This is a genomic window from Desulfallas thermosapovorans DSM 6562 (assembly GCF_008124625.1).
GTDB classification, from domain to species: Bacteria; Bacillota; Desulfotomaculia; order Desulfotomaculales; family Desulfallaceae; genus Sporotomaculum; species Sporotomaculum thermosapovorans.
This window is the reverse complement of record NZ_VNHM01000013.1, coordinates 1-19,045: the sequence shown is the minus strand read 5'-3', so window position 1 is coordinate 19,045 and position 19,045 is coordinate 1. Positions and strand designations below refer to the sequence as shown.

The window sequence follows — 19,045 nt, the reverse complement described above, 5'->3', positions numbered from 1 at the left end:
AAAGATACAGCACCCCGGCCTTTGATAGACCAAAAGTATATTACTGTACTCCTTTCCGCACTGGGAGGCCCGCCGGTTTCCCAGCGAACCCTGCCGGCCAGGCCATCATAGCAATCGCTTTAGACATACCTGGCTCGGAGCAGTTATCATATTGTTGTTGGTTGTTAGTCTGTGTATAGTAATATGCAAGACCCATGCCAAATAAACAATACAACCAGGCTCAGGACACGTTCCCCTATTGCCCGCCATATATTTTCTTGCTCGACAAACAATTCTCAACATGTTTGAATTCCGCATTATACCCGGCCGGCCAATAGATCCATTTTGGCACTATTGTATCGAAACGACACGCCACTTTCTCCTGGCTAACCAAATCGGAACACCCATTTATTACAAATCTTAGACGGATATCGTCACTGTTCAAAACATTACAAAAATATCTTGACAAACTAATCACAAGTGCCTTATTATTACCAGCATAGTTACGTTATGATATGTTTTGTTACGTTGTGTTTCGCAATACCACCTTGAACGCATTCAAAGACTGCGCCCAACAATGCTACAAACAAGTCAATTTGTCAGTTGTTATGTCTTGTTGCGCCTGGAAAAATACTTGTCAACCAACCAATAACATTGCTGTAAAATTACGAAGGGGGTTATGCAATGAAGATGAAGAGACTACTGCTATTACCTTTGGGGATGTTTATCCTTCTACTTGTCCTCACCGGCTGCGGCGACAACGATAGCAGCGAAAAAATCAATCTCACCGTTTCTGCGGCAGCAAGCCTGCAGGATGCAGCCAGGGAAATCGAGCAAGTGTATACCAGGGAAAATCCAAATGTTACCCTCACTTATAACTTCGCATCGTCGGGCGCCCTGCAAAAACAGATTGAGGAAGGAGCTCCGGTGGACCTGTTTATTTCCGCAGGCCAATCCCAAATGGATGCCCTGGAAGAGAAAGGGCTCATTATTGAGGATTCCAGGAGCGATTTACTGGGCAACGAACTGGTCCTCATTGCAGGCAAAGACAGCCCCTTGAGCGGCTTTGATGAGCTCACCGGGGATCAGGTCAACAAAATCAGCATCGGTGCGCCGGAGTCAGTACCCGCCGGCAAGTATGCCCGGGAGGCGCTGACCGGCATGGGCCTGTGGGATGCCATCCAACCCAAGCTGGTGTTGGCCAAAGATGTGCGCCAGGTGCTGACCTATGTGGAAACCGGAAACGTGGATGCCGGGCTGGTTTATCATTCAGATGCACTGATGGGCGATAATATCAAAGTGTTGGCGGCGGCTCCGGCAGATACACATAAACCCATCGTCTACCCCATGGCCATCATCAAGAACACCAAACAGCAAGCGGCAACAGAGGCATTTATGAATTTCCTTGACGGTCCGGAAGCAAGGGAAATATTTGCCCGGTACGGTTTTAAAAACCCCGGAGAATTAAAGGCACCATAATATGTTTGTGCAATTAAATGACTGGTTTCCGGTGTTCCTTTCCATCAGGGTGGCCCTGATTGCCGTCACGGTGGTTTTAATCACCGGCCTGCCCCTGGCCAGACTTCTCTCCCGCCTGGAGTTTCCCGGCAAGGATGTGCTGGAAGCCCTGATTACCTTGCCCATGGTGCTACCCCCCTCGGTCATCGGGTATGGTCTTTTGATGATCATCGGCAAAAACGGCTTGCTGGGGCATACCCTGGCCGGCCTGGGATTAACCCTTATTTTTACCTGGTGGGCGGCGGTGTTGGCCTCCACCGTGGTGGCCTTTCCCCTGATGTACCAGAGCGCCAAGGGAGCTTTTCTAAGCGTGGATGTTAATTATGAAAAGGCGGCCCGGACACTGGGTGCCAGTGAAATCAGAATTTTTTTCACCATCACCTTGCCCCTGGCCTGGCCCGGCATTCTGGCCGGAGTGGTGCTTTCCTTTGCCCGGGCCATGGGGGAATTCGGGGCTACATTGATGGTGGCGGGCAACATCCCAGGCCAGACCCAGACCATTCCCCTGGCCATTTACTTTGCCGTGGAATCCGGTGATGACGGCACAGCCCGGACCCTGGTGGCCATAATTACGGTTTTCAGCTTCCTGGTTATTTACTGGGTCAACCGCTGGGCCAAGAAACAAAAATTTTAATTTACGGTGATACAACAATGCTTGAAGCCAGGATTGTTAAAAAATTATGGCACTTTGAATTAAACCTGGAACTAAAGCTGGACAATCGTATCCTGGTGCTGTGGGGACCCTCCGGGGCCGGCAAGACCACGGTCCTGCATTGCCTGGCCGGGCTGCGCAAACCCACGTCGGGTATTATCCGCCTAAATGGCAGAACCCTTTATTCCTCGGCGGATAAAATCAATATCCCCACCAGAAAGAGAAACGTGGGCTACCTGTTCCAGGATTATGCCCTGTTTCCCCACATGACCGTCAAGCAAAACGTCATGTATGGTTTAAAAAACAGCAAACAACGCCTTGCCGGCGCCCCGGTGAACGCCTTGGATTTACTGGACTCCTTCGGAGTGGGGCACCTAAAGGACCGTTACCCGCGACACCTGTCCGGCGGCGAGAAACAGCGGGTGGCCCTGGCCAGGGCGCTGGCGATACAGCCGGAATTACTGCTATTGGACGAGCCGTTCAGCGCGCTGGATAAAAACTCCAAGATAAAACTCAGGCGGGAGCTCAAAGACATCCACACACTATGGCAAATTCCCTTTGTTATTGTATCTCACGATGAAGATGATGCAGGCTTTTTGGGGGATGAGATATTAACATTGAACAAGGGATTACCAGGCACCGGTTTGACACAGATACCCCGGGCCTCCAGTTTTAGCTGTTAAGTTATTTTTTGCAGAGACATATCAAAACAACCGCAGTTAAGCTTGCTACGCCGGAAAAGGGAGCTACCACTATGGGCAAAATAGCAACAACAGATTCGGGCCGTGGCCTTATCCAGCACAGCCCGGATCTGTTTTAGTACTTTAAGGAATTATGCTACCATATTTATGTTAAGCGCCAGGGGATTAAAGTACTAAAGATGGCGTGCCCAAGGGAACCGAACAGGCACGCTTTTAAAGGGTAAACAGGGGAATGACCGATACCCTTTGTCCTTCTTCTACGGGCGGGTGCCCGGCGGGCAAATCAATTAAAGCGTTATAGTCGATTAAAGAGCGGAGCATGCTGGACTTCTGTCCCGGTAGAAAGTTAACCTGCCATTGATTTTGATTCCTGGAAATATAGCCCCTTACAAACCTGCGGGTCCCGCCTTTTTTAGGCCACCGGTTTTTACATACCGCGTCAAAACGCGCCGGTTGCGGGTCCAGCCCCTGCAGGGCGCGCAGCGCCGGGGCGACCAGCAGGTGATAACCCACCACACAGGCGGCCGGATTACCCGACAACGAAACAATCAGCCTGGAATCAAGTACTGCAGCCCCGCTGTGGCTGCCCGGTTTAATCCTGACCCCCCAGAACAAAACCCGTGCCCCGGTTTGCCTGATTAAATCGAGGGCCTGGTCGTAAGCGCCCGAAGCCGCACCGCCGGTGGTTATAACCACATCAGCCTTCCGCAGCAGCTTTTTTAGACATTCCCTGCCCCCGGCCGACTCCATATGGCCAGCTGTCTCCACCCCCAGCACTTCGGCGCCTTCACGCCTGGCAAGGACCTCCAGAACCGGGCCGTTACAGTCCCTGGTTTCGCCCGGAGCGGGCACCGCGTGATAGGGCACAATTCCACGCCCCAGGCCTAAAACAGCCACTTTGGGCCGGGCAAAGACCTTTACTTTACCATTACCGCAAGCAGCCAGGACACCCACCAGCCCTGGTCCAACGATATTACCGCGCCGGGCGACAATATCACCGCGGCGGAAGTCCTCTCCCCGGGGCTTGATATTATCGCCGGGATTTAGAGCTTTGGTGGTGGTAATATACTCACCCTTTACTTCGGCAAACTCCCAGGGTATAACACCCCGGGTGCCCGGGGGAACCGGCCCGCCGGTAACCACACCGGCGGCCTGGCCCGGTGCCAGGGAAAAATCCGGGTAATCACCCGGCCCAAGATTGCCTTTTAATTGAAATTGGTTACAAACCTCATCTCCCATCGCCACGGCATAACCATCCACCGCCGACTGGCTGCAGGGAGGCAAATCACGGGCGGCATAAATATCCTGGTAACAAACGCGGCCGGCGGCCTCTGCCAGTGCCACGGATTGCCCGGGCAAGGGAATAAGGTTGCCGGTAATGAGTTCACAGGCCTCTTCAAGGGTTACATTTGTCAGCATTTTAATTTCCCCCGTTTAAACCATGGCTGATTTGCCAAAGGAGCAATCCGGGTAACGGCAGTCAGCGCATTCCTGGCAGTAGCCACCGTGCCCCAGGGCGACCATATCCCCGCGGCTCAAGCGCTCCCCGGCAAATATACGGGGCAGCACAATATCAAATACCGTGGCCTTGTTAAACATGACACACCCGGGCAACCCGCAAACAGCCACATGGCCGAGATAAGCCATCATAAACATGGCCCCGGGCAGCACCGGCGCGCCGTAAAAAACAACCTCGGCACCGGTACCCCTGATACCGGTGGGGGTAACATCATCGGGATCCACCGACATACCGCCGGTCACCAGAACCAGCTCCGCCCCTTCACCAACAAACCGGCGTATTTCCATGGAAATTATACCGGGGTCATCGGGCACAATAACCTGTCCCAGCACCCTGGCGCCGTAAGGAGCTGTTTTCTGTTTCAAAACACTGCAAAACCCGTCCTGGATACGCCCGGTATACACCTCACTGCCCGTGGTGACAATACCCACCCAGAGGGACCGGAAGGGTTTAACCGAGATTAACGGCCCGGGCCGGCTGCTGATGGCCTCAGCCTGTTCCAGAATATGCCGTTCAATGGCCAGGGGAATAACCCTGGTCCCGGCTACGTTCTGGCCTGCCGCCACCGACCGGTTATTGTGCAGGGTGGACATGATCACCCCGTCCAGGTTGTTCAGCATATTTAGCCTGTCCACCTGCACTTTGAGCAGCCCGTCGCATGTGGCCCGGAGATTGACCCGGCCCTGGTTGGGCTCGCCCCACTCCAGGCCCGGCCCGGCGGCATGCCGGGCCAGGCGCAAAGCAGACTCGTCCTCATGCACCAGGTCGTCACCTTTTTCCCAGACAAAAATATGCTCCTTCCCCAGATCCTGAAGCTTTGGAATATCCGCGGGTGTGATAACGTGCCCCCTTTTAAAGGCGCGCCCCTTTTCCTGACCGGGGACGATACGGGTGATGTCATGGCACAGTGTTGTACCCACCGCTTCAGCAACAGGGATTTTTCTCATTTATACTGCCTCCTGCATTTTCTCCATTTTAATGGCACATACTTTATATTCACCGGTTTTGGTCACCGGATCAAGGGCATCGCTGGTTAAGGCATTGGTGGGAGTATCCCCGTAGTGGAAGGACATCCACACCATCCCCGGGGGTACCCGGTCGGTAACCTGTACTTTGGTGGTCACTTCCCCGCGCCGGGAAGTGACCCTGGCGGTGTCGCCGGTATTCAGCCCCAAACGGGCGGCATCCTCGGGGTTAACCTCGGCGTATTCCTCCGACCACATGCTGTTTATGGCGGCGGAATAAGGCGTGGTTACGTTGTAGTGGTATAATATGCGGCCAGTGGACAACAGCAAGGGATACTCCTGGTCCGGCATTTCCGCAGGCGGAATATGCTCGATGGACTGGAACAGGCCCTTGCCCCGGACAAATGTGTTGGCGTGCAAATACGGCGTACCCGGGTGATCGGCGGTGGGACACGGCCACTGGATGCCCTTTTCTTCTATCCGGGCATAACTGATACCGGCATAAGAGGGCGTAAGGGAGGCCATTTCATTGAAAATTTCCTCCGCACTGCTGTAATTTGCGGGATAGCCCATCTTTGTGCAAAGCTCGGCCACTACCTGCCAGTTGGTTTTGCCCGCCAGCGGCTCAATCGCCTTTCTGACCCGCTGCACCCGGCGCTCGGTATTGGTAAAGGTGCCATCGGTTTCGGCAAAACTGGCGGCGGGCAATACTACGTCGGCATATGCCGCGGTTTCGGTCAGAAACAGCTCGTGCACCACCAAAAACTCCAACTTCTCCAGGCCGGAGCGGATATGATTGCTGTTGGGGTCAGTGAGCACGGGATTTTCACCCAGGATATACATTGCTTTCAGCTCACCGGAGTTGGCTTTATCGAACATTTCGGGAATCATCAGCCCAATGTCACCGGACAGGGATACGCCCCAGGCCTTCTCGAACTTTTCCCGGGCTGCCGGGTCAATCACCTTCTGGTAGCCTGTAAACACATTGGGCAGCGCCCCCATGTCGCAGGCACCCTGCACGTTGTTTTGACCCCGTATCGGGTTCACCCCGGTGCCCGGGCGTCCCAGGTGGCCGGTGAGCATGGCCAGGTTGGCAATACTCATGACATTGTTTGTCCCGCATACGTGCTCGGTAATACCCAGGGTATAAAAAATCATCGCCTTGTCGGTACCGGCATAGAGACGGGCCACGTCATACAAATCCTGCACCGGTATACCGGTCAAACCGGACACGTATTCCGGGGTATATTTCTCAACGGTTTCCTTCAGCGCCTCAAAATTCTCGGTTCGCTCTTCCACAAAGGCCCGGTCATAAAGCCCTTCTTTAATGATGATGTGCATTAACCCGTTCAGGAAGGGAATATCATTACCGGGCCGGATACGCAGCCAGTAATCAGCTTCCTCCGCCAGTTCTATCCGCCGCGGGTCCACAACAATCAGTTTTGCCCCCCGGCGGGCTGCCTGCCTCATTTTATAACCAATAACCGGGTGTGCTTCGGTGGTATTGGTACCTATCAATAATAACAGTTCAGCCTGCTCAATTTCCGAAATTGAGTTGGTCATTGCGCCGCTGCCGAAAGAAGTGGCCAGACCGGCCACCGTGGGAGCGTGTCAGGTACGGGCACAATGGTCCACGTTATTTGTGCCCATCACCCCCCGGGTAAATTTCTGCACCAGGTAATTCTCTTCATTGGTGCACCTGGCCGAACTGAGGGCGGCAAAGGAATCGGCACCATACCTGTTTTTTATTTCGCTTAGCCTGGCGGCAATCAAATCCAACGCCTCGTCCCAGGAAGCGGGCTCGAAATTACCGTTGCGTTTAATTAAAGGGGTAGTGAGCCGGCGATCGCTATAAATAAAGTCCCAGCCGAACCTTCCTTTAATGCACAGGGCACGGCTGTTTACCGTACCGTCCGGGCTTGATTTAACCCCCACCACGCGACCGTCATGAACACACAGGTCGAAACTGCAGCCCGTACCGCAAAATGGGCAGGTGGTCCTCACCTTTTGCAATTCCCAGTTTCTGGCCTTGCCCTTGATCTGTTTTTCGGCCAGTGCCCCGGTGGGGCATACCGAAACACAGTTGCCGCAGAAAACACAATCCGATTCCACAAAGGGTACATCATAAAATGTGGTGGCCTTGGTATTAAAACCACGGTAGGCAAAGTCCAGGTTATTCTTGCCGGTTATCTCGGCACAGGCCCGGATACACTTGCCGCACAAAATACACTTGTTCAGGTCGCGAACAATAAAGGGGTTGCTTTCCTCAATGGCATAATCATGTTTTTCCCCGTCAAAGGGAGTTGTCTTGACGCCGTATTCATAACAGTATTGAGCCAGCTTGCAGTCCCCCATTTTCTCGCAGGTAAGGCAATCCTGGGGGTGATTGGCGATCAATAATTCCAATATGGTACGCCTGGCCTCAATTACTGCCGGCGAATGGGTTTGCACAACCATACCCGGGGTTACCGTGGTTACACAAGAGGCCGGCAGGTTGCGCATACCTTCGATTTCCACCACGCATAAACGGCACGCGCCAAAGGGACTGAGATCCGGTTCATAGCAAAGCCTGGGAATGTGAATGCCCGTTTGCTCGGCGGCATTTAATACCGTAGTACCTGCCGGGACTTCGATTTGCTGACCGTTTATAGTCAAGTTGACCATTTCCGCCATCCAACCACTCCTTTTCATTAGTCTAATGGCTCCGCAGTCTGTTGCCTTGCCACAGCAACCGGTGAACCTGCCGCCGTTACTGGAACAAAAGTGACCCGGAAACACAAAAAATCTCCAGCCATGGCCGGAGACTTTTTGCGTTAATCTCAAAATTATTTATCAGGCACTAAAACACGGCGCAAAGTATGCACCTAAAAGATTCTCTACCTGATTTAACAAGCCCCTTTCCAACCACGGGAGGCAAACTCGTTTCCGATTTTACCCAACGGCTTAACTGCCATGGCCAATCCGCTTTAGGCAGAAAAACTCGGAGCACATGATTAAGTTTTATATTGTTAGTAGATTTGACGGTCCGGTTAAAAATCCTGCTTTATCAAAAAATTTTGCAAACAAGATACCTGACTCCCATGATAAAGCAAATACAATCAACCATTTTGTGAGATATTTTATTAAATTTATAAAAAACCTATTGCTTTTTTTATTTTCTTTTTTTATTATAGTTATAAAGTATAATTAAATATAATGATTTGTATTAGCAAAACTAATAGTATTAACAAAATAATTCTGCAGTATTTTCGTAATATAGCTGTATAAAACGCCGCACTACTTAAGTCACCAATCTCCGCACAACATAAAATCTATTCTTTCTTTGATTTTGAACTGAATCAAGCAAATATCACCAGTACCATTTGTTAATTTATTTGCTATAATTTATTTGTTATAATTTTAAGGTTTATATTACCATAGTTTGTGAATATTTGCACAATTTTATTGGTAAACATTTAATTTGTTAGCAAACGATGGCACTATCGCGGGAAAGGTAAGGTTACAGGCATTGACGCGACGGCAAGTCATGCTGGTTTTATGTAACCGGTGCATGCAGGTATTTGAAGAATACTACCCCCGTACTACGGGAGGTGTTGAGTTTTTATGGTCCAAGCCCAAGCTTGGGCCCTCCAAACCGGAAAATTCCGGGAGCAATTTTATTAAACGAGGAGGAATGGAAGATGAGTCATGCATGTATGTGCAGCTCTCCCAATGAAGAAGAACTTTACCCGCTGGTTGACCAGGTTATTGAAAAGTACCGGGGCAACCCCAAAGAATTAATCACGGTATTGCACCGGATACAAAAACTATTTGATTACCTGCCCAGACAAGCGCTGGAGAAGGTGTCCGATGGACTGGGCATGTCCCTCAATGAAATTCACGGAGTGGCATCCTTTTATTCCTTTTTCTCCATGGTGCCCAAGGGAAGGCACAGTATTAAAGTTTGCCTGGGCACCGCCTGCTATGTAAAGGGCGGGCAAAAGATAGTTGAACACCTGGAGAAAAAGCTGGCGGTTCATGTGGGAGGCACCACGCAAGACAGAAGATTTTCCCTCGATGAAGTGCGTTGCATTGGAGCATGCGGCCTTGCACCCGCGGTACTGGTGAATGATGATGTATACGCCAAGGTAGAGCCTGACAAGGTTGAGGAAATTCTTAGCAAGTACGAGTAAAGGGAGTGATTTACGATGAAATCATGGCGCGCGCAAGTTTTGGTTTGCGCCGGAGCCGGTTGTGTTTCCTCCGGGTGTGCCGGTGTTTATAACGCCATCGTGGAGAAAATTAAAGAACATGGTTTAAGCGAAGAAGTAAGGGTAATTGAAACGGGTTGCCTGGGATCATGCAACATGGGGCCCCTGGCTCTGGTCAACCCGGAAGGAATTCTTTACATGAAGCTTACCCCCGCAGATGCCGGTGATATAGTGCTGCAGCACCTTGTTCAGGGTCAACCGGTGGAGCGGCTCATGTATAAAGACCCGGCCACCGGCAAAGCCATTGCCAAAATGGAGGATATTGATTTCTTCAAACTGCAACAAAAAATCGTGCTCAGAAACTGCGGTCTCATTGATCCCAAAAACATTGACGATTACCTGGAACGCGACGGCTACAAAGCACTGGAAAAAGTGCTACTGAACATGTCCCCGGAAGAAGTAATTGAAACACTGATTAACTCGGGCTTGCGGGGACGCGGGGGGGCCGGGTTCCCCACCGGTCTCAAGTGGAAATTCACCCACCAGGCCGCAAAAACACCCAAATATGTCGTGTGTAACGCGGATGAAGGCGACCCCGGGGCTTTCATGGACCGGAGCGTTATTGAAGGTGACCCCCACAGCGTACTGGAGGCCATGGCCATTGCCGGGTACACCATTGGCGCCAACCAGGGTTACGTCTATATCCGGGCTGAATACCCCCTGGCCATCGAGCGCTTAACCTGGGCCATTGACCAGGCCAGGGAACGCAATTACCTGGGCAAAAACATATTCGGGTCCGGTTTTGACTTTGACATAAATATAAAAATCGGGGCCGGCGCCTTTGTATGTGGTGAGGAAACGGCACTGCTGGCGTCCATCGAGGGCAAGAGGGGCGAACCCAGGCCGAGGCCGCCTTTCCCCGCCGTGGAGGGACTTTTCGGCTGCCCCACCCTGATTAACAACGTGGAAACCTATGCCAATATTCCGGCCATAATTTTAAACGGGGCCGACTGGTTCGCCCGGTTTGGCACGGAAAAAAGCAAGGGCACCAAGGTTTTCGCCCTGGCCGGCAGCATAGAAAATACCGGGCTGGTTGAAGTGCCCATGGGAACTCCGTTGTATGACCTGGTCTATAAAATAGGCGGAGGGTTGAAAAAGGATAAAAAGTTCAAAGCGGCCCAAACCGGAGGCCCTTCCGGCGGGTGCATTCCGGAAAAATATATAAATATACCGGTGGATTACGAGTCACTGGCCCAAATCGGGGCCATTGTGGGTTCCGGCGGGTTAATTATTACCGACGAGGATACCTGCATCGTTGACTTCGCCAGGTTTTTCATGGAGTTTACCCAGAACGAATCCTGCGGTAAATGCCCCCCCTGCCGCATTGGTACTAAACGCATTCTGGAAATACTTATTCGCATCACCCAGGGCCGGGGCAAAGAGGAAGACCTCGACCGGCTGCGTGAATTATGTTACAACATCAAGGACACTGCCCTTTGCGGGCTGGGGCAAACCGCGCCCAACCCCGTTCTTACCACTTTAAAATATTTTGAGGATGAATACCTGGAGCATATCCGGGATAAGCGTTGCCGGGCCAACGTTTGTAAAAGGCTGACGAAAAAAGCCGGTGTGAAAATTTCTAATTGATGGAAGGTGAGTGCAAATGATTACCCTTACCATAGACGGCCAAAAGGTCCAGGTTGAAGAAGGTACCACATTACTGGAAGCGGCTAAAAAAGTCAACGTGCGCATCCCTACCCTGTGCCACCTTCCGGAGGTACAGGCCATAGGCGCCTGCAGGATATGCCTGGTGGAAATAGAGGGCAACCGCAATCTGCAGCCCGCCTGTACCTTCAAGGCCAGTGAAGGTCTGGTGGTGCGTACCAACACCGAAAGGGTGAAAAGAGCCCGCAAATTTTCCCTGGAGATGATCATATCGGACCATCCCATGGATGACTGCCTTACCTGCCCCAGAAACCAGAAGTGTGAATTGCAAGCACTGGCCATGGAAATGGGGATCACTGAAATCAAATATACCGGAGCCCAGAGTAAAGGGATTGTGGACAGCCTTTCTCCTGCCATTGTCAGGGACCAGAACAAATGCGTTCTCTGCCGGCGCTGTGTAACGGTATGCAAGGAGATTCAAACGGTATCCGCCATTTTTCCCCAGAACAGAAGTTTCAATACCAGGGTGGAACCGGCTTACGGGCAAAGCCTCAACGATGTGGCCTGCGCCATGTGCGGCCAGTGCATAACGGCGTGCCCCGTGGGTGCAATATACGAAAAGGAATCCATCCAGGATGTATGGAAGGCCATCTTCGACCCCTATAAATTCGTGGTGGTACAAAATGCACCGGCCGTCAGGGCGGCCCTGGGCGAAGAGTTCGGCTTCCCCCCCGGTACCCTGGTCACCGGCAAGATGTTGACGGCAGTAAGGAAACTGGGTTTCAACCGTGTTTTCGACACTAACTTTGCCGCGGATTTAACCATCATCGAGGAGGGCAATGAATTATTACACCGGTTGAAAAACGGCGGCGTGCTGCCCATGATAACCAGCTGCAGCCCGGGCTGGATCAAATTCGCGGAGCACTTCTACCCCGATTTGTTGCCTCACATTTCCACCTGCAAATCACCCCACCAGATGCTGGGGGCACTGGTGAAGAGTTATTATGCAGAGAAAGAGGGCATTGATCCGGCCAATATTGTGGTTGTTTCCGTAATGCCCTGCACGGCCAAGAAATTCGAGTGCAACAGGCCGGAAATGAGCAATAACGGCATTAAAGACGTGGATTACGTAATTACCACCAGAGAACTGGCCAAAATGATCCGGCAGGCCGGCATAGATTTCGCCGCCCTGGAAGATGGTTATTATGACCATCCCCTCGGGGAGTATTCCGGTGCCGCAACCATCTTCGGCGCCACCGGTGGCGTGATGGAGGCCGCACTGCGCACGGTATACGAGGTGGTCACTGGTAAAACCCTGGAAAAAGTTGATTTCGATGAAGTGAGGGGCCTGGAAGGGGTCAAGGAAGCTGCAGTGGATATTCCCGGGCTCGCCGAAGTCAAGGTGGCCGTAGCCCACGGGCTGGGCAACGCCCGCAAAATACTGGAGAGAATAAAAGATGGCAGCGCCGATTATCACTTTATAGAAATTATGTGCTGCCCCGGTGGCTGCGTCAGCGGTGGCGGGCAACCCATACCCGTCAATAATGAAATTCGCAGGCTAAGGGCCAAGGCCCTTTACGAGGAGGATTCAAACCTCAAGGTCCGCAAATCCCATGAAAACCCGTACATTAAAACAATTTACGAGGAGTTTTTGGGCGAACCTCTGGGGGAAAAATCACATCACCTGTTACACACTCACTATACACCCCGGAGCAAGTTCTAATTTAACCGGGAAAGGGTGTTATCCAAAGCAAGAAGATTTATCAAGAAGCCCGCAAACCCCTGGCGCACAAGGGATTGCGGGTTTCTTGCTTTTTGCCTCTGGTTATGCAAATTTATCCAAAGGAGACGCCTCTTCCCTTACATTTCCCGAACCACTTCCTCATCAAGAATCGCTTTTCGTTGTTTCCAATCGGGCATCAACACGGTAAGGAAGTCATAAAATTGATGGTCATGGTTTTTATACAAAAAATGGAGCAATTCATGTAAGACCACATAATCGATACAGTATTTTGGAGCCTTGATTAACTCAAAATTAAGCAATATGGTACCGGAATCCCTTAAGCACGATCCCCATCTTGCCTTCATAGTACGAATCATCAGCTTTGGCTTTTTGACGTTGTACTTTTGAACCAGGGCATACATTTTTTCTAGGGATTCGTTGAAAATAATCTCTGCCCTGTTCCGCAGACACACCTCAAAAAGCTTTTTTTTCCTTTTGAAATCCCGTTTGTCTTTTACATACATGTAAATAAATCCGCGATAATACTTTACACCCTCTGTTTCACTTTCCTCAACCCTTAATCTATACTGTTTGCCAAGATACTTAAACGATTCACCACTCACATATTTCTTTTCGCTATGAACCTCCGACTGGACTTCTTCAAAGAACTGAATGTTTCTCAGGATCCAGGCCGCTTTCTGTTTCACAAAGCCCAGGATAAAATCAAGTGGAACTTTTCCGTTTGCCGAAACCACAACAGTCATATCTGGTTTGATGTGAAGATTGACATTTTTTACGGGTTTCCGTTTTAATACAAACGGAATTACCTTTCCTCCAAACTCGACCTGATAAATCTCCATCTCATCACACCCGTTTAATATCGTCTCAAAGCAACCGTCTTGACGCTTTCAATGATTCTATCAATCTGATCAAAATCCAGTTCCAAACCGTGTTCCCTGGCAAAGTCATACAGCAAATCATCCAGTTCCTGAGCAATGCGATTATGAACCTCTGCATTGTCATGCCAGTCCACTTTGCTATTGTCCTCAATAATTTTTGTGACCTTTAGTGCCAGTTCACCCATGATATCATCATTTACTATATAACATGCACTCTCTTCCCGAATCACTTCATGAGTCACTCCATAAAAGGCCTGGGCATTGGGATTCTTTCGAATATTATCGGGATAAGTGAAAACCGAAGACCCTGAGCGAAAATCTCGCAAAATATCCTTCATCCGCTCAAGATATTCCCCCTCACTGATCCGCTTGTCCTTGTAGGCTTGTATAGTTTCCTCAATCCGTTCGGAAAACTTTTTGTAGTAAGCCGGGTTTTCATCCCATTTCGTTTCAATTCTTTTGGACAATCGAGTACGAATCGCATCCGCCTTTGCCCGTGGCGACTGTAAACGCTCTAACTCTGCCGCAAATTCTTTCTCATTCATGATATCCACGGGATTTGTAATGCGAATGACCTCTTCCGCCGAAATGTAGTTGTCCATCAGCATCTGCATTTTAGCTTCGTACTCCCTGTGGTCAATCGTGTCACTATACCTGAGCTTGACGCTTTTACGAAGTTCCTGGTAAAACTTAAAATCCTTCTTATATCGATTCAGTTCCTCTGGCCCTAAAGCCCTGTACACATTTTCTGACTCCAGGGCGATTCCCAAATGACGCCCAAACTGGCTGAGCATGTTGTAAAAGCGTTCTCTGGGCTCCTCGTTTTCCAGAAGAACTTCGTATTCTTCGGTGTCCCTTTTATTTTTCACGGGTATGAAAATGTTCACAAGCTCCGTATGATAATGCCTGAGCGTTCCGATGATGCTGATCACATCATACAATGTACCTTTTAAGTCCTTCGGGTCGAAATTCTCCAGCCCAGCCCCCGAATACATCTCCAGCGCTTCATCCAGTTTTTCGAGCAAGCCTCTGTAGTCGATGATAAGACCATAGTCTTTGCCTTCGTACAGGCGGTTCACCCTGGCAATGGCTTGCAAAAGGGTGTGTTCTTTCATTGGTTTATCCACATACAAAACCGTCGCCCTTGGGGCGTCAAAACCAGTCAGCAATTTATCGACGACAATGAGCAGGTCAATGTCGTCGCCGTTGATAAACTCATCCTTGATCCCTTCTTCGTAGGCTTCCTCATTCCCGTATTTGTCCATCATTCGTTTCCAGAACCGCTGGACTTTATCATCGTTGCTTTCGTCCACCGCATGATGCCCTTCCCGCTGATCAGGGGAAGAAATAACCACGGCGCAGTTAAGGTCGCCCAGTTCTTCGAACGCCTCAAAATAACCGATGGCTTCTTTCTTGCTGTTCGTTGCCAGCATAGCTTTGAAATGAGAGCCTTTGGTCTTGTAATTGTACAGAAAATGCTCGTTGATATCAAAAGCAACCATTTTAATCCGCTGATCAGAGGAGGCAATGCGTTCAAATCGGCTCCACTTTCGCATTACTTCTTCTTTTTGCTTTTCGTTCAGGTGACGGGTGATCATCTCCAAACGGTGGTCGACGGCTTTGCGGTTCACCGTTTGTTCGACCATTTTGCCTTCATATAGAAGCGGAACAATCGCCTTGTCACAAACCCCGTCGGCAATCGTATAGGTATGGATCAGTTTGCCGAATTTAACCATCGTATTTTTTTCTTTTTTCATTAGTGGCGTTCCCGTAAAACCAAGGTAGCAGCCATTGGGGAAGACCTGTTTCATTTTGTTGTGCAGTTCCCCGTACTGCGTCCGGTGGGATTCGTCCACCAAGAGGAAAATATCTCTTGAAAGGACCGGCTTTTGTTTCACCGCCGCTGTATCAAACTTGTGAACAAGGGTCATCACAATGTCGGCCCTGTTGTCGTTGATTAGTTCAACCAAATGCTTGCCCGATGTGGCTCGGCTTGCTTTGAGCCTGGTATGGTTGAAGGTGCGGTGAATTTGTTTGTCCAGCTCTTTTCTGTCGGTCACCACAATGACTTTTGGGTTGATGTTTTGCATTTCCGTGAGCAGGTATTTCGCCAGCATCATCATGGTGAGCGATTTTCCCGAACCCTGGGTATGCCAGATGACCCCGCCCTGGCGATTGCCATTTTGGTCGGTCTTTTCCACGGTTTTGAGGATTTCTTTGATAGCAAAATATTGCTGGTAACGGGCAATCTTTTTTTCGTTTTTGTCAAAGATCACAAAATAACGGGCCAGCTCCAGCAATCTTTCAGGGTGAAACAGGGAAATAATGTTTTTATCCTGATTCGTAGGTAGGCGGTGATGCACCGTTTTGCTGATTTGTTCCTGCAACCAGTATTCATTTTCCTCTTTCCATACCGCCCAATACTTCTTTGGTGTGTTGCATGTTGCATACTGGGTTTCGTTCTTGTTGGTCGCCATCACAATTTGAACAAACTTGAACAGCTGCGGGATGTAATCCTTACCCTGGTTGCGGATCATCTGGCTAATGCCCTGCTCAATTGAGATGGAGGCTTTTTTGCACTCAATCATGGCAAAAGGAATCCCGTTCACGTAAAGCACAATGTCAGGGCGGGCGTTGCCTTGACCGTCCATCTTCTCGACAACGACTTCTTCCGTCACGTGAAAGATGTTGTTCTCGACCTTTTCCCAATTGATGTACTGGAGCGTGAATGATTTCTTGGAACCGTCAGGCAAATTCTCGGTGTAGCTTCTCCCCAACATTAAAGATTCATAAATCTTCTCGTTGGTTTTCACCAGCCCGTCCGTCAGAGGTTCATCCAAATCCCGGATCGCCTGCTGGATATTCTGCTCACTGAAACGGTATGTAGTACCTTTGTACTCATAATCATTAAGCTCCCGAAGCTTTTCCTCCAACACATCTTTCAGGATGACATTATACTGGTTGCCCCGCATAGCTTCCGCCTGATCAGAAGTCAGGTAATGATAGCCCAGCGCCTTCAGCACCTCAATGGCCGGCTGCTGGCTGATATTCCGTTCATCATAATCCTTTGCTCTGGGCATATTTTCACCTCCCAATTGGCAAAGTGAAGCATCAACACTTCACTCGGACTTTTCCTGTGAGCAAAATTTGCATGAGGCCTTTCTTTTGTTGTTTGAGGGCTTCGAGTTGAGAGTTCAAAAGTGCCAACTCTTTATCCGAAATCTGCAATACCTTGGATATTTCTAGTTGTTCTTCTAAAGGAGGTATACTTACTATAGTACTGAGTAATCCATCAATATCAAGATTTCTGCGAACAATGCTTGCTCCTTGTTCGGAATTCATCTTATAAACACGAATCATATGATCTGAAATCATGAAATATTTACTATATAACGGAGTTATATTTTGCTCAATAAATTTAAAAACCTTGTAAGCAGGTGACACTATGCCAATATCATGAGTAGTCAGAACATCTAAACTCCCCATCCAAAGATTCATTGTACTAAATACTAAATTGTATCTCCGTACTATTTTATAACCCGTATTATTTCCACTCGCGATCTGCTTATTGAATTGCTCCCTTTGTGGCACAATACCATTTTTCGTTACCGATAATATTTCATACTGGTTATTTTGAGTTGTTCTATGATTAACTTCTCGTATTAGATCTTTTACTTTTAGTTTGATCCATTCCTCCTTGAACCCCGGTAACCTGACTTTACCCGTTAACAACCTTTGCATCAAGCCCTTTTTCCGTTTTTTTTTCTGCTCAATTAATTTCTCTTTTAGCTCGATGGCTTTGTCCCAGGTAGAGAGGATGCTTGCAATTTTTTGTTGTTCTCGTATCGGGGGTACATGTATTTTAAACCCACCTAAATCATCCCTGTTTATTTTGGGCAACCCTGTCCTGGTAGAAACAGATACGGCATACCGAAAAAACCTATGATCTAACAATAAAAATTTCAAATAATTTCCAACAATATCTTTTTTGGGTCTTATTGGGTAAATATCTGCACTGCAAATACCTTCAAACTCAGCAAGATACACTTTACTCAGCTCAGGGCGAATCTTACCATATAGAACATCGCCTTTGTTAAAAAAATATTTTCCGCTGGTTAAATTTTCGTCCTTGGCTAACTTTGTAAATAACAAACGTCCTGTGAATTTTTCAATATTTTCAAGCCCGATGTGCTTCATGTTGCAGTAAGGTTCAACCTTTGGATCCACTTGCCCGTTTGCTATCTCAATGCATTCTTTAAATCTAACTTGCTTCCAACCACGAGGGATTCCCTGTTTTTCATTTATATCTGCAATATTTTTTCTATTCGGATTTAATCGTGCAGTATCCAAAATCATTCTCCCCTTACAATCCCAGCTTCTCCAAATACCTTTCCATCTGCCGCTCCACTTCCTGAAGCTCGCGTTTAATATTGGCAATGTTTTCTTTCACCGCATCCATGTCAACCAGTTCCTCTTCCTCGAAGGTGTCTACATAGCGCGGGATGTTCAGGTTGTAATCGTTTTCCTTAATCTCGTCTATGGTTGCCACATAGGAATACTTGTCAACTGTTTCGTATTTCTCATACGTCTCAACGATCCTTTGGATATCCTGTTCCCTGAGCTTGTTCTGATTTTTGTCCTTTTCATAGTTTCCTTCTCCAGACGCATCGATGAATAAAATATTGTAGATTCTCAAATTAACTCATGAAAAATTATCGTTTTAAAATAGGCCAATCAGGCAACCAAATAACGCAAATTCTTAAACTAAATTGGTAACACCAAATAAAATTCTCAAATTCCCTTAGGTATAAAACGTAAAGGATAAAAATGCCGGGTAACCGTGCGTAAGACAGTACCCGGATAATAAAATCAAAGCAATGAACGCTTGTACTTTTTGCAAGCCAAAATATCAGCCCGTGCTTCATACAACTTTTCTTTAAAAACAACAGCAAACCAAGCTGCCCGGTTTTTCGTAGGTGGATACACCCTGGCTTTATCAGCTACCTTGCAAATTGCCTCCAGCGCTTCCTCCTGGCCAAAGCCCAATTCACGCATTATGCTTTTTGCAACCGGTAGCAAATCATAAAATCCCGTACTGGCAAAATAATCTTCCAGGCTTTTTCCCGGCATATTAAACACCACCCGCAAGTTAAATTTCCAGTTCCTGCTGAGCCTGGTAAACAATATCCTCATCAACCAGCCTTTGTTTCTTGCCACTGGCGATTATCAGGCAG

13 protein-coding genes, 1 pseudogene and 2 riboswitches are annotated in these 19,045 nt (G+C 48.9%); of the genes and pseudogenes, 6 read left to right on the top strand and 8 right to left on the bottom strand.

What is annotated here, in order from left to right; all coding sequences use genetic code 11:
• Nucleotides 1-32: 32 nt before the first annotated feature.
• Nucleotides 33-152, bottom strand: a riboswitch (molybdenum cofactor riboswitch).
• Nucleotides 153-669: 517 nt separating this feature from the next.
• The 3 genes and pseudogenes from modA to LX24_RS11120 form a co-directional block, all read left to right on the top strand.
• Nucleotides 670-1,458, top strand: coding sequence for a molybdate ABC transporter substrate-binding protein (gene modA / locus LX24_RS11130; protein ID WP_166512294.1), 789 nt, complete (start codon nt 670-672; stop codon nt 1,456-1,458).
• Nucleotide 1,459: 1 nt separating this feature from the next.
• On the top strand, nt 1,460-2,131 hold the full coding sequence (gene modB / locus LX24_RS11125; protein WP_166512235.1) for a molybdate ABC transporter permease subunit: 672 nt from the start codon (nt 1,460-1,462) through the stop codon (nt 2,129-2,131).
• A 17-nt stretch (nt 2,132-2,148) separates the two neighbouring features.
• A pseudogene (locus tag LX24_RS11120) lies at nt 2,149-2,643 on the top strand (ATP-binding cassette domain-containing protein); the annotation flags it as partial.
• A gap of 420 nt (nt 2,644-3,063) precedes the next feature.
• Here the strand turns inward: LX24_RS11120 and LX24_RS11115 are convergent.
• Genes LX24_RS11115 through fdhF form a run of 3 tightly spaced genes read right to left on the bottom strand, consistent with a single transcriptional unit; the run spans nt 3,064 to nt 8,007 of the window.
• Complete coding sequence (locus LX24_RS11115) at nt 3,064-4,269, bottom strand: molybdopterin molybdotransferase MoeA (protein WP_166512233.1); 1,206 nt, start codon at nt 4,267-4,269, stop codon at nt 3,064-3,066.
• A 15-nt stretch (nt 4,270-4,284) separates the two neighbouring features.
• Complete coding sequence (locus tag LX24_RS11110; RefSeq protein ID WP_166512232.1) at nt 4,285-5,316, bottom strand: molybdopterin-binding protein; 1,032 nt, start codon at nt 5,314-5,316, stop codon at nt 4,285-4,287.
• Entirely contained in the window at nt 5,317-8,007 is a 2,691-nt protein-coding gene (gene fdhF / locus LX24_RS11105) for a formate dehydrogenase subunit alpha (protein WP_166512231.1), read from the bottom strand. It abuts the gene before it with no gap.
• A gap of 204 nt (nt 8,008-8,211) precedes the next feature.
• A riboswitch (molybdenum cofactor riboswitch) is annotated at nt 8,212-8,332 on the bottom strand.
• Between the two features lie 682 nt (nt 8,333-9,014).
• Here fdhF and nuoE point away from each other — a divergent pair.
• The 3 genes from nuoE to LX24_RS11095 are packed head-to-tail and all read left to right on the top strand — an operon-like array spanning nt 9,015 to nt 12,912.
• Complete coding sequence (nuoE, locus tag LX24_RS14825; RefSeq protein ID WP_243131714.1) at nt 9,015-9,506, top strand: NADH-quinone oxidoreductase subunit NuoE; 492 nt, start codon at nt 9,015-9,017, stop codon at nt 9,504-9,506.
• Nucleotides 9,507-9,521: 15 nt separating this feature from the next.
• On the top strand, nt 9,522-11,171 hold the full coding sequence (gene nuoF, locus LX24_RS11100) for an NADH-quinone oxidoreductase subunit NuoF (RefSeq protein ID WP_207706597.1): 1,650 nt from the start codon (nt 9,522-9,524) through the stop codon (nt 11,169-11,171).
• A 16-nt stretch (nt 11,172-11,187) separates the two neighbouring features.
• Entirely contained in the window at nt 11,188-12,912 is a 1,725-nt protein-coding gene (locus LX24_RS11095) for an NADH-dependent [FeFe] hydrogenase, group A6 (protein WP_479723366.1), read from the top strand.
• Nucleotides 12,913-13,049: 137 nt separating this feature from the next.
• Here LX24_RS11095 and LX24_RS11090 read toward each other — a convergent pair whose 3' ends face one another.
• The 5 genes from LX24_RS11090 to LX24_RS11070 form a co-directional block, all read right to left on the bottom strand.
• Complete coding sequence (locus LX24_RS11090) at nt 13,050-13,772, bottom strand: M48 family metallopeptidase (protein WP_166512229.1); 723 nt, start codon at nt 13,770-13,772, stop codon at nt 13,050-13,052.
• Between the two features lie 14 nt (nt 13,773-13,786).
• Entirely contained in the window at nt 13,787-16,891 is a 3,105-nt protein-coding gene (locus LX24_RS11085; RefSeq protein ID WP_166512228.1) for a type I restriction endonuclease subunit R, read from the bottom strand.
• A 31-nt stretch (nt 16,892-16,922) separates the two neighbouring features.
• Nucleotides 16,923-18,161 carry a restriction endonuclease subunit S gene (locus tag LX24_RS11080; protein ID WP_166512227.1) on the bottom strand — a complete coding sequence of 413 codons (1,239 nt, stop codon included), beginning with the start codon at nt 18,159-18,161 and terminating at the stop codon, nt 16,923-16,925.
• Between the two features lie 13 nt (nt 18,162-18,174).
• On the bottom strand, nt 18,175-18,507 hold the full coding sequence (locus LX24_RS11075; RefSeq protein WP_207706596.1) for an N-6 DNA methylase: 333 nt from the start codon (nt 18,505-18,507) through the stop codon (nt 18,175-18,177).
• A 173-nt stretch (nt 18,508-18,680) separates the two neighbouring features.
• Nucleotides 18,681-18,941: a hypothetical protein gene (locus LX24_RS11070; protein WP_166512226.1), complete on the bottom strand. Its 261-nt coding sequence runs from the start codon at nt 18,939-18,941 to the stop codon at nt 18,681-18,683.
• Nucleotides 18,942-19,045: the final 104 nt, after the last annotated feature.